The organism is Erwinia sp. PME.40.26/001 (assembly GCF_055556675.1).
The window spans coordinates 1-259 of the sequence record NZ_JBVHNP010000264.1; the positions used below are offsets into that span (position 1 = coordinate 1).

1 protein-coding gene is annotated in these 259 nt (G+C 73.7%); it reads right to left on the bottom strand.

Going from position 1 to position 259, the window contains the following annotated elements; genetic code table 11:
* A partial coding sequence (locus ACZ3HG_RS24125; protein WP_465334959.1) for a PTS-dependent dihydroxyacetone kinase phosphotransferase subunit DhaM occupies positions 1 to 259 on the bottom strand: 259 nt, incomplete at both ends.

Here is a 259-nt window from a genome sequence, read left to right on the forward strand (position 1 = left end):
GGCGGTCACGACGGCGCTGACGAGACCCTCGACGAACGGGGCGGGGCTCAGGACGACGCGGTCGGGGGTCGCGGCGAACTCGAGCGCCATCTCCGCGCTCAACAGCGCCGACCCGAGGTCCATCAGGACCAGGACGCCATCCCCGGAATCGACCTCGTCGAGTGCGGCCGCGATCGCCGTGGCATCCGTTCCGAGGTCGCCGTCCGGACCTCCGGCCGCGACACGGACGGCGGGCGGGTCGTCGCCGCCCATCCTCAGC